Annotated in this window: 3 protein-coding genes; all 3 read left to right on the forward strand. The window is 54.4% G+C overall.

Features of this window, described 5'->3' with window-relative positions; translation table 11 throughout:
- The first annotated feature begins 154 nt into the window (after window positions 1–154).
- A complete protein-coding gene (thiE, locus tag ACTHUR_RS10925) occupies window positions 155–718 on the forward strand; it encodes a thiamine phosphate synthase (protein ID WP_440398584.1) in 564 nt (187 codons plus the stop codon).
- Window positions 719–814: 96 nt separating this feature from the next.
- Window positions 815–1,009: a sulfur carrier protein ThiS gene (gene thiS / locus ACTHUR_RS10930; RefSeq protein WP_070459683.1), complete on the forward strand. Its 195-nt coding sequence runs from the start codon at window positions 815–817 to the stop codon at window positions 1,007–1,009.
- A 118-nt stretch (window positions 1,010–1,127) separates the two neighbouring features.
- Window positions 1,128–1,673 (forward strand): thiazole synthase (locus ACTHUR_RS10935; protein ID WP_440398585.1); only part of this gene is annotated, 546 nt, incomplete at its 3' end.

Here is a 1,673-nt window from a genome sequence, read left to right on the forward strand (position 1 = left end):
GTACGAGTCTTATTGTCGGCGCGTCCGCCGTTGGTTATAAAAGCGAAAGCTTCCCATCAAGTATCGCCCCTCTTCTGCTCTACGGCATGAATGCGAATACTCGATGTTTTTAGACAACCTTTATTGCTCCGTAAGAAATGAAAAAGGACACCCCATGACCTTCCCGCCCCTAAAATCCCCGCTCAAATTCTACGCCGTCGTTCCCACCGCCGATTGGGTGGAGCGCATGGTCGAAGCAGGTGCCGACACGGTGCAACTGCGCTGCAAAACCCTGCACGGCGATGAATTGAAATGCGAAATCGCCCGCTGCGTCGCCGCCTGTCAGGGCAGCCGTACGCAGCTTTTCATCAACGACTACTGGCGCGAGGCGATAGAAGCGGGCGCATACGGCGTACATCTCGGACAGGAAGACATGGACACCGCCGACCTTGCCGCCATTACCGCCGCCGGTTTGCGCTTGGGTTTGAGTACGCACTCCGTCGCCGAACTCGACCGCGCTTTGTCCGTACACCCCAGCTATGTCGCCAGCGGCGCGATTTTTCCGACTACGACCAAACAAATGCCAACCGCCCAGCAAGGTTTGGACAAACTGCGCGAATACGTCAGACAGGCACGCGGCACGCCCGTCGTCGCCATCGGCGGCATCGATTTGAACAACGCCGAAGATGTGCTTGCCACCGGCGTTTCCTCGCTCGCTGTTGTTCGCGCCGTGACCTAAGCGGAAAATCCCGAAGCGGTGGTTAAAGCGTTTCAGGCTTTGTGGAATGAATGAGGCCGTCTGAAAATAAGAAGTCTGACAAGAGGAGCAAACATTATGAAGATTATATTGAACAATGAAGCCATCACATTAAACGGCACAACCGTTGCCGACCTTATCGCCCAAACCGCGCCGCAAAAGCCGTTTGCCGTTGCCGTCAATACCTATTTTGTCGCCAAAGGCGCGTATGCGGAAACGGTTTTAAACGAAAACGACAAAGTGGACATTGTGCGCCCCGTAGTCGGCGGATAAGCAGTTTGCAATCAATAGGTTGGGTATTTGCGCTCGACTTTTGCCTGTTTGAATATCGGGCAGGGTTGCCCGATTGCCTTATGCTTAAAATCTAAAAAATATTACAAAGGAATCCATCATGTTTACCCTATACGGAGAAACTTTCCCTTCACGGCTGCTGCTCGGTACGGCTGCTTATCCGACGCCGGAAATCCTCAAGCAGTCTGTTCAAATCGCGCAACCGGCGATGATTACCGTTTCGTTACGCCGCGCCGGCAGCGGCGGCGAAGCGCACGGGCAGGGCTTTTGGTCATTGTTGGAAGAAATGGGCGTACCTGTGTTGCCCAATACCGCAGGCTGCCAAAGTGTGCAGGAAGCCGTAACTACTGCACAAATGGCACGCGAAGTGTTTGATACCGATTGGATCAAGCTCGAACTCATCGGCGATGATGACACCTTGCAGCCGGATGTGTTCCAACTGGTTGAAGCGGCGGAAATTCTGATTAAAGACGGCTTTAAAGTGCTGCCTTATTGCACCGAAGACCTGATTGCCTGCCGCCGACTGCTTGACGCAGGCTGTCAGGCGTTGATGCCGTGGGCGGCGCCGATTGGCACGGGTTTGGGCGCGGTTCATGCTTATGCGCTGAAAGTCCTACGTGAACGCCTGCCCGACACGCCGTTGATT

Source organism: Neisseria sp. P0021.S007 (genome assembly GCF_051956855.1).